General features: G+C 41.5%; 10 protein-coding genes. 4 read left to right on the top strand and 6 right to left on the bottom strand.

Annotated features, from left to right (window positions below; translation table 11 throughout):
* The 4 genes from spxB to E7C97_RS08370 all read right to left on the bottom strand — a co-directional run.
* Nucleotides 1-1405: pyruvate oxidase (gene spxB / locus E7C97_RS08385; RefSeq protein WP_316108868.1), on the bottom strand; the 1405-nt coding region annotated here is incomplete at its 3' end.
* A 322-nt stretch (nt 1406-1727) separates the two neighbouring features.
* Nucleotides 1728-3950: a heavy metal translocating P-type ATPase gene (locus E7C97_RS08380; protein WP_316108867.1), complete on the bottom strand. Its 2223-nt coding sequence runs from the start codon at nt 3948-3950 to the stop codon at nt 1728-1730.
* A 9-nt stretch (nt 3951-3959) separates the two neighbouring features.
* The gene (locus E7C97_RS08375; RefSeq protein WP_000933322.1) at nt 3960-4331 is read right to left on the bottom strand and encodes a cupredoxin domain-containing protein; all 372 of its coding nucleotides are present in this window, start codon (nt 4329-4331) and stop codon (nt 3960-3962) included.
* A gap of 10 nt (nt 4332-4341) precedes the next feature.
* Nucleotides 4342-4737: a CopY/TcrY family copper transport repressor gene (locus E7C97_RS08370; RefSeq protein WP_316108865.1), complete on the bottom strand. Its 396-nt coding sequence runs from the start codon at nt 4735-4737 to the stop codon at nt 4342-4344.
* Nucleotides 4738-4942: 205 nt separating this feature from the next.
* Between E7C97_RS08370 and E7C97_RS08365 the strand changes: the two genes are divergently transcribed.
* Genes E7C97_RS08365 through E7C97_RS08350 form a run of 4 tightly spaced genes read left to right on the top strand, consistent with a single transcriptional unit; the run spans nt 4943 to nt 7904 of the window.
* A complete protein-coding gene (locus tag E7C97_RS08365; protein ID WP_301559408.1) occupies nt 4943-5623 on the top strand; it encodes an amino acid ABC transporter permease in 681 nt (226 codons plus the stop codon).
* The gene (locus E7C97_RS08360) at nt 5583-6260 is read left to right on the top strand and encodes an amino acid ABC transporter permease (RefSeq protein ID WP_315639685.1); all 678 of its coding nucleotides are present in this window, start codon (nt 5583-5585) and stop codon (nt 6258-6260) included. Before E7C97_RS08365 ends, E7C97_RS08360 begins: the two co-directional genes overlap by 41 nt.
* Nucleotides 6261-7019, top strand: a complete 759-nt coding sequence (locus E7C97_RS08355) for an amino acid ABC transporter ATP-binding protein (RefSeq protein WP_060956040.1) — start codon at nt 6261-6263, stop codon at nt 7017-7019. It abuts the gene before it with no gap.
* An 18-nt stretch (nt 7020-7037) separates the two neighbouring features.
* Entirely contained in the window at nt 7038-7904 is an 867-nt protein-coding gene (locus E7C97_RS08350; protein WP_316108863.1) for a cysteine ABC transporter substrate-binding protein, read from the top strand.
* Between the two features lie 62 nt (nt 7905-7966).
* Here the strand turns inward: E7C97_RS08350 and pyrE are convergent, their stop codons facing one another.
* Together pyrE and pyrF are read right to left on the bottom strand one after the other, a co-directional pair.
* On the bottom strand, nt 7967-8599 hold the full coding sequence (gene pyrE / locus E7C97_RS08345; protein WP_316108862.1) for an orotate phosphoribosyltransferase: 633 nt from the start codon (nt 8597-8599) through the stop codon (nt 7967-7969).
* A 38-nt stretch (nt 8600-8637) separates the two neighbouring features.
* Nucleotides 8638-9339, bottom strand: coding sequence for an orotidine-5'-phosphate decarboxylase (gene pyrF / locus E7C97_RS08340; protein ID WP_223140007.1), 702 nt, complete (start codon nt 9337-9339; stop codon nt 8638-8640).
* Between the last annotated feature and the right edge of the window lie 322 nt (nt 9340-9661).

Raw genomic sequence — 9661 nt, 5'->3', positions numbered from 1 at the left:
CATTTGAGAAGACAACGTTGATAACTGGAAGGTCGTATTGAACGTTTGTGATAACGTCTGGGTAGCACATGTTGAATGCACCGTCACCCATGATGTTCCATACTTGGCGATCTGGATTGTCTTTCTTAGCAGCGATACCACCAGGAAGGGCAATACCCATTGTCGCAAAGAGTGGAGATGTACGCCACATGTTCTTAGGTGTCATGTGAAGGTGACGAGTAGATGTTTGAGTAGTGTCACCTACGTCGATTGAATAGATAGCGTCTTGATCAGCATGTTTGTTGATTGCATTGTAAACTTGATACAATTGCAATTCACCCTCAGTTTTACCTTCGAGTTTGTTCATGTAATCACGCCAGTTTTGGTTATTCTTAACGTTTGCACGCCACCATGGAGTAGATTCAACTGGATTCACTTTGTCAAGGATTGCTTTGGCTGCTTGACCTGCATCCCCAAGGATTGAAGCGTCTAGGGCATGACGTTTACCAAGTTTGTAAGGGTCGATATCGACTTGGATGAATTTTTCAGTATTCTTGAAGGCTTCGTAAACTTCAGCAAATGGGAAGTTTGAACCAAGGAAGAGAACAGTATCTGCTTCAAAGACCACTTCGTTGGCTGGTTTCCAACCAACACGGTAAGCAGAACCTGTCAACCCTTCGTAGTCCCATTCGAAGGCTTCAAAGTTTTTACCAGTTGTAATGATTGGTGCTTTGATCTTACGAGACAATTCAGTGATCACATCACCAGCACCAACTCCACCGTAACCAGCATAGATAACTGGACGTTCAGCATTGTTCAAGATTTCAACTGCTTTGTCAATTTCAACTTCGTTCAAAGCAGGAGCGATGAATGAACGTTCGTATGAACCTGAACCGTAGTATGAGTTTTCGTCGATTTCTTGGAAACCAAAGTTTACTGGAATTTCAACAACGGCTGGACCTTTTTTAGAAACAGCAGCACGGCAAGCTTCGTCGATTACTTTTGGTAATTGCTCTGCGTAAGCTACACGTTTATTATAAACAGCGATACCGTTGTACATTGGGTTTTGGTTTAATTCTTGGAAGGCATCCATGTTTAATTCATTAACTGGACGTGATCCAAGGATAGCGAGAAATGGAGTGTTATCCATAGCTGCATCGTAAACACCGTTGATCAAGTGAGTCGCACCTGGACCACCTGAACCAACTGCAACACCGATAGATCCGCCAAATTTAGCCTGCATAACCGCTGCAAGAGCACCTGTTTCTTCGTGGCGAACTTGCAAGAAACGGATATCTTTGTCTTCAGCCAAAGCGTCCATGAGTGAACTGAGTGTTCCTGATGGGATACCGTAGATTGTGTCTACGCCCCATGTTTTCAATACGTTAAGCATTGCTGCAGATGCAGTAATTTTCCCTTGAGTCATAATGATAACTCTCCTTAAATGTTAATTTGATGAATGATAAAAGCGCTTTTATATGTTTTTTGAAAACGATTCAGTAAATTTACACTCCTAATTTATCACATTTACTTATAGTTTCATAAGAATGTGCTCAGAAACTTTCATTCTCTATTACAGTACAGATTGAAAATGTTTTGAAAATCTGTTTTAGAATAGAAAAAAGCGGTTAAGACCGCCTTTTTATACTCAATGAAAATAAAAGAGCAAACTAGGAAGCTAGCCGCAGGCTGTACTTGAGTACGGCAAGGTGAAGCTGACGTGGTTTGAATTTGATTTTCGAAGAGTATTAATCGACTTTAGTAAAATTAAGCATGAGAGAACTGATTAAAACAGAGACTGAACTAAAGGCCATGGCCAATCCTGCAAGTTCTGGATTGAGTACCAAACCAAGACTTGAAAAGACTCCTGCTGCAATCGGAATACCAATGAGGTTATAGATAGAAGCCCAGAAAAGATTGAGTAGAATACGATTAAAGGTCTTCTTACTCATATCAAAAGCACGTGCCAATCCTAGTAAATTGTTGGTTGTAAGGACAAGATCTGCTGATTCGATAGCAATATCTGTCCCAGAGCCCATGGCAATTCCGACATCCGCTACACTGAGGGCCGGCGCATCATTGATACCATCGCCGACAAAGGCCAATTTGCCATTCTTTTGAAGCTTGTGAATTTCATGTGCCTTTTCCTCTGGCAAGACATTTGCGATCACTTCTTCGATTCCAATTTGCTCTGCAATCGCATGCGCTACTCCAGCATTATCTCCGGTAAGCATGACCGTTCTAAGACCACGTTTTTTCAATTTGGCAATAGCTTCTTTGGCATTTTCCTTAGGGACATCCTGCAAGGCAATTAAGCCTTTTAACTGACCATCCACGGATAGGAAGACAACTGTTTTCGCTTCTTTCTCAAGCAAATCAAATCGTTCTTGATAATCATGTGGAATAGCAAGGTCAGCTAAGAGCTTAGCATTCCCCAGCAAGACTTGCTTACCATTAATAATCCCAGTCACACCTTTTCCATGCAAGGCTTGGAAGTTTTCCACGGGATAAAGACTGATTCCTAATTCAGACGCACGATTGACAACTGCCTGAGCTAGAGGGTGTTGAGAGGCATCTTCTAATGAGGCAGCCAAACTTAGCACTTCTCCTTCATCTCCGATAACATCTGTCACTACTGGCTTCCCTTCGGTCAAGGTTCCTGTCTTATCAAAAACAACCGTTTGAACTTTTTGGATTTCCTGTAGAACTGTACCATTTTTGAGAAGAATCCCCATCTTGGCACTTCGTCCTGTTCCAACCATGAGTGCTGTCGGTGTCGCAAGTCCAAGAGCACAAGGGCAAGCAATAATCAAGACTGCAACACCATAGAGAAGCGACGTTACAAAACTTTCACCAAGAAAAACAAACCAGATCCAAAAAGTAAGGAGTCCTAAAATGACAACTGCTGGTACGAAAATTCCAGAAATCTTGTCTGTCAAATCTTGAATAGGAGCACGACTGGTTTGAGCTTTCTTCACAAAGTCTACAATCTGAGCCAACATGGTTTCAGAACCTACTTTTTCAGCTCTAAAAACAATGGTACCACTATTATTGATGGTTGAACCAATGACAGCATCTCCAACTGACTTATCAACCGGTATACTTTCTCCAGTCACCATTGATTCATCAATACTAGTTTCTCCTTCTATTACAGTCCCATCAACGGCAATTTTTTCACCTGGTCGAACGCGAATGAGATCCCCAACTTTGACTTGTTCTAGAGGTATTTGAACATAAACATCATCACGCAAAACCTCTGCTGTTTTTGCTTGTAGGTCTAATAATTTTTCGACTGCCTGCGAAGTATTTTTTCGCATTTTTTCCTCAAAAACTGCTCCCAAAAGAATGAAGAAGAGGATAAATGCAGCACTTTCAAAGTAAACGGGCAGACCAGTGAAGAGGGCAACTAAGCTATAGAAATAGGCCACTAGGGTTCCCAGAGCAACCAAGGTATCCATGTTGGAATTGTGCTTTTTAAAACTAGCCCAGGCGCTTCTGATATATGGAACTCCAGCTACCAGCATAATGGGGGTTGTGGCTAAAAAGGTGCCCCAACGCATGACTTGGTGACTAATTCCTCCTGTAGACATCCCAATCATAAGAATCACAAGAGGCACAGTAAAGATACTAGTAATCCAAAAACGTTGTAAAAGACTGAGAGACTTTTTGGTTTTTTCAACAACGGTGTAGGTTCCCTTTTGCATCTTCATGCCACAAGAAAACTCGTGCTCACCCAAGTCTTGAGGCGTAAAGCGAATAATTTTTTCCTCATCTTGAGCGATTGGTTCTAGAATTCCTTCTTCTTCGAAGAGAATTTCTTTATAACAGTTTGATGGTGTCACACGGTGAAAGGTAATCTCAGCAGGAATTCCTTTTTGTAGTTGAATATGGGCTGGATGGTAGCCTTTGTCTGCCGTGATACGGATTTTTTGAACACCATTTTCAAGACTTGCTTTTACAATTTCAGTCATATCCTTCTCCTATTCTACAATCATCTTACCGTGCATCATGTTCATGCCACAAGAGAAACCATATTCTCCGGCTTCTTCAGGAGTGATTTCCACCACATATTGGTCTCCCATAGGTAGGTCTGCATGCACACCAAAGTCTGGAAATACGATTTGGTCCAAGCAAGGTGAAGGATCTTTTCGATCAAAAATAATGCGAGCAGGTTGCGATTTTTTGAGGATAATGGTTTCTGGAGTATATCCTCCCATGACCTCCACTCGAATTTCTTGATAGCCATTCTTTTGTTGGGCTCTCTTAGCATCTTCTTGCGGTTTTTTGAAAAACCAAAAGAGGATAAAAGCAATCATTCCTAAAACAACAATAGATACAAATAGATTTAACATAGCGTCTCCTTTACATACAATTACATCTTACTTCTGTTACAGCACTTGCTTTTTTCTTTGAAATCACTTCTTCCAAACCTTCCAAGTCAGCTAGGGTAAAGTCACATTCTTCAATCAAATCAGCTAGCAAGAGCTTTATTCTTCGGGAACAAAGCTTGTCTTTGATATCCTGGACAAGTAACTTCTTGCTATCTTCCTGTGTCAACAGAGCTGAATAGATAAAGAACTTGCCCTGTTTTTCCCGAGTCAAACATTCTTTCTCCACCAAACGAGCCAAGAGTGTCTGGATCGTGGATTTGGACCAACTGAACCTTTTCTCTAATACTTTTATGAGATCAGTACTAGTCTGTTCTCCCTGCATCCAGATAATCTTCATGACCTGCCATTCTGCATCCGAAATCTGCATGGTTATCTCCTCCTAAATCTACATTTGTCGATTACAGTTATTAGTATACTTCAAAAATCTACATTTGTCAACTAAAAATCACATTTTTAAAATTTATCGCCGTTATAAATATTTTTTATCACCACAATAAAAAATACATATTATCCAAAGCTTTCTTTTAATGCTACAATAACTGTATCATTTTCCTAGATGGGAGGTTCTACTTTTGGATTGGTCCATTGTTGAACAATATCTACCACTCTATCAAAAGGCATTCTTTCTGACCTTGCATATTGCAGTTTGGGGAATTCTAGGTTCTTTTTTGCTGGGGCTCATCGTCAGCGTCATCCGGCATCACCGCCTTCCTGTTTTCTCCCAGTTGGCAACAGCCTATATAGAATTGTCACGAAATACACCCCTTTTGATACAACTTTTCTTTCTCTACTTCGGTCTACCTCGAATAGGGATTGTTCTTTCTTCAGAAGTCTGTGCAACAGTCGGGCTCATCTTCTTAGGTGGTTCCTACATGGCAGAATCCTTCCGAAGCGGGCTAGAAGCCGTCAGTCAAACCCAGCACGAGATTGGTTTAGCCATTGGTCTTACACCTTTTCAGGTTTTTCGCTACGTGGTTCTTCCACAAGCGACTGCGGTTGCGCTACCATCCTTTAGTGCCAATGTTATTTTCCTCATCAAGGAAACATCTGTTTTCTCAGCAGTTGCCCTTGCCGACCTTATGTACGTTGCTAAGGACTTGATTGGCCTCTATTATGAGACAGACATTGCACTGGCTATGTTGGTAGTTGCTTACCTTATCATGCTTCTACCTATTTCACTAGTCTTTAGTTGGATAGAAAGGAGGCTCCGTCATGCAGGATTCGGGAATGCAAGTACTCTTTCAGGGAAATAATCTCCTAAGAATCTTACAGGGATTGGGCGTCACGATTGGGATTTCTATCCTGTCTGTCCTCTTATCCATGATTTTCGGAACGGTGATGGGAATTATCATGACTTCTCATTCTAGAGTGATTCGCTTCTTGACTCGTTTTTATCTAGAATTTATCCGGATCATGCCCCAACTGGTGCTTCTTTTCATCGTTTACTTTGGCTTGGCTCGAAACTTTAATATCAATATCTCTGGAGAAACTTCTGCCATTATCGTTTTTACCCTCTGGGGTACAGCTGAGATGGGGGACTTGGTCCGTGGGGCTATCACTTCGCTCCCTAAACATCAGTTTGAGAGCGGACAAGCACTTGGCTTAACTAAAGTGCAACTCTACTACCATATCATCATCCCTCAAGTCTTGAGAAGACTGCTACCACAAGCTATCAACCTTGTCACTCGGATGATTAAAACGACTTCCTTGGTTGTTTTGATTGGGGTTGTTGAAGTTACCAAGGTTGGACAACAAATCATCGATAGCAATCGTTTGACCATCCCAACTGCTTCCTTTTGGATTTATGGAACCATCCTAGTCTTGTATTTCGCGGTTTGCTTCCCTATTTCCAAACTATCTACTCACTTAGAAAAACATTGGAGGAACTAAATGTCTGAAACTATTTTAGAAATCAAGGAACTAAAAAAATCCTTCGGAGACAATCCTATCCTCCAAGGACTTTCCCTAGATGTTAAAAAGGGGGAAGTGGTCGTCATCCTAGGGCCGTCTGGTTGTGGGAAAAGTACCCTACTTCGTTGCCTCAATGGTTTAGAAAGTATTCAAGGAGGAGATATCCTGCTGGATGGCCAGTCCATCGTTGAAAATAAAAAAGATTTTCACTTGGTTCGCCAAAAAATCGGCATGGTCTTTCAAAGTTATGAACTCTTTCCTCACTTAGATGTCCTTCAAAACCTTATCTTAGGCCCTATCAAGGCTCAAGGACGCGACAAGAAAGAAGTAACAGAAGAAGCCCTACAACTACTAGAACGTGTCGGATTGTTGGATAAACAACATAGCTTTGCTCGTCAATTATCTGGTGGACAAAAGCAACGGGTAGCGATTGTTCGTGCCCTTCTCATGCATCCAGAAATTATCCTCTTTGACGAGGTAACGGCTTCACTGGATCCAGAAATGGTACGTGAGGTTTTGGAACTTATCAATGACTTGGCTCAAGAAGGGCGTACCATGATTCTAGTAACCCATGAAATGCAGTTTGCCCAAGCCATTGCGGACCGCATCATTTTCCTTGACCAAGGTAAAATCGCTGAGGAAGGAACTGCTCAAGAATTCTTCACAAATCCACAAACCAAACGAGCACAAGAATTTTTAAACGTCTTTGACTTTAGCCAGTTTGGCTCATATCTATAATCAATAAAGGAGATTATTATGAAACTACTTAAACCAATTCTAACTGTTTTTGCGCTAGCATTTGCGCTTATCTTTGTCACAGCTTGTAGTTCAGGTGGAAGCTCTGATGCTTCCTCTACTAAGGCAACTGCCAAAGCTCGCACCATTGAAGAAATTAAGAAAAGTGGCGAACTTCGTATCGCAGTCTTTGGAGACAAAAAACCGTTTGGTTATGTTGACAACGATGGTTCTTACCAAGGTTACGATATCGAACTTGGTAACCAATTAGCACAAGACCTTGGTGTCAAACCGAAATATGTATCAGTGGATGCAGCTAACCGTGCTGAATACTTGATTTCAAACAAGGTTGATATCACCCTTGCCAACTTCACAGTTACTGACGAACGTAAAAAACAAGTTGACTTTGCCCTTCCTTACATGAAAGTTTCTCTCGGTGTTGTGTCACCAAAAGATAAAGTTATCAAAGACGTTAAAGAACTTGAAGGCAAAACCTTGATCGTTACAAAAGGAACTACTGCTGAAACTTACTTTGAGAAAAATCACCCAGAAGTGAAACTTCAAAAATATGACCAATATAGCGATGCCTACCAAGCCCTTCTTGATGGACGTGGAGATGCCTTCTCTACTGATAATACTGAAGTTCTAGCTTGGGCCCTTGAAAACAAAGGATATGAGGTAGGAATTTCTTCTCTAGGCGATCCAGATACTATTGCGCCAGCAGTCCAAAAAGGAAACCAAGAACTACTCGACTACATCAACCAAGAAATCGAAAAATTAGGTAAAGAAAACTTCTTCCACAAGGCCTATGAAAAAACACTTCACCCAACTTACGGTGACGCTGCTAAAGCAGATGACCTAGTTGTTGAAGGTGGAAAAGTAGACTAATACTCAATGAAATCACAAAAAGAAATCAGGTAATACTAGTGATTACCTGATTTTTATATACCTTAAGCTTTTTGCCAATTTTCTTGGTCTTCTTTAAAACGTTTTAGGAGGTCGAGTCCTTCTGGTGTGATATAGCCTTCTTCTTGAGCTAGATAAATCAGTTCGCTGTAGTTTGAAAGAGTTACTAGTTTGACACCAGCATCCGCAAAGTTCTTATCTGCTTTTGGCAATTGATAGCTGAAGATAGCCACAACTCCAAGAACATCAGCTCCTTCACGTTTGGCTGCTGCAACGGCTTCGAGAACTGAACCACCAGTTGAAATCAAATCTTCGACAACGACCATCTTTTGTCCTTGGGCTACACGGCCTTCAATTTGATTTCCAGCACCATGGTCTTTTGGTTTGCTCCGAATATAGGCAAATGGCAAGTTCATCTTGTCAGCGATGATGGCACCATGAGGAATACCTGCAGTCGCTGTTCCTGCAATCACTTCTACTTCTGGGAATTCTGCCTTAATAGCTTCCACAAAACCATTTTCAATCAAGCTACGAGTATCTGGATAAGCAAGCGTCACACGGTTGTCCGTATAAATCGGTGACTTGATACCTGATGCCCAAGTAAAAGGTTCTTCTGGTTTGAGGTAAACGGCTTGAATTTTCAATAGATGGCTGGCAATGTCTTTAGCAAGTGTCATGGTGTGCTCCTTTTTATAGTGTTAAATGAATCTTCTTTTTAAACCCAATCTTGTGTCCATTCTTCTTTGATGGCATGGTAGGCTGCGACTGGATCAGTTGCTTGCGTAATCGGACGGCCAACTACGATGTAGTCACTGCCAATCTGGTAAGCTTCTTCTGGGGTTACTACCCGTTTCTGATCCCCTGCTTCTGTCCCTCTTGGGCGAATCCCTGGTGTCAGACAGATAAAGTCTTCATGAGTTGCTTGTTTGATAAGCTTGGCTTCTTGAGCCGAGCAAACGACTCCATCTAGACCAGCTTCAGCTGTTTTCTGGGCATAGTGGATAACCGACTCTTGGAGGCTGGTTTGGATATTTTGACACTCTTGCATTTGTTCTTCCGAGGTTGAGGTTAATTGGGTCACAGCTATGAGAATCCCCTTGTCTCCCAATCCTTCACGCGCTGCCTGCATCATCTCAACTCCACCTGCTGCCTGCACATTGGTCATATCAACTCCTAGGTTGGATAAGATTTTCATGGTTGATTTGACTGTATTGGGAATATCATGCAGTTTGAGATCCAAAAAGACACTATGTCCTAATGATTTCAAATAACGGACAACTTCAGGCCCTACAGCATAGTAGATTTCCATTCCTACTTTGACATAGAGCTTTTCCTCTGCTGGAAATAGGGCTAAAAACTCCTTGGCTTCTTCAAAACTTGGAAAATCCAGAGCTATGACTGGGCGACTTTCACGCATGTGTTTCTCCTCTTATCTTTCTTATCAGCCCAGCTTCCTTCAAAAAGACTACAAAAAAGGAACCTGCCAACAGCAAGGTTCCACGAAAAATGGGTAGAGTCCACCCTTTCACCGTCTAACCTTAGCTGCCTCTCTGGACTGCTTTAAAGGTTTTTTACTATTCTATTATTTAAAGCGGGACTTGTCAAGTAAAAACTAGTATCCGAAGAACTTTAAAGCCAAGGGTAACTTCTCAAAGTAACTTCCACTTTCCTGACCAAAGTGGAAATTAGTCTAAAACGGATTTTTATGGTGGAATTAAGTGTGAGACGTTTGTGGTAGA

Source organism: Streptococcus sp., assembly GCF_032481935.1.
Classification (GTDB): Bacteria; Bacillota; Bacilli; order Lactobacillales; family Streptococcaceae; genus Streptococcus.
The sequence above is the reverse complement of the archived record's forward strand: the minus strand, read 5'-3'. Positions and strand labels throughout refer to the sequence as shown.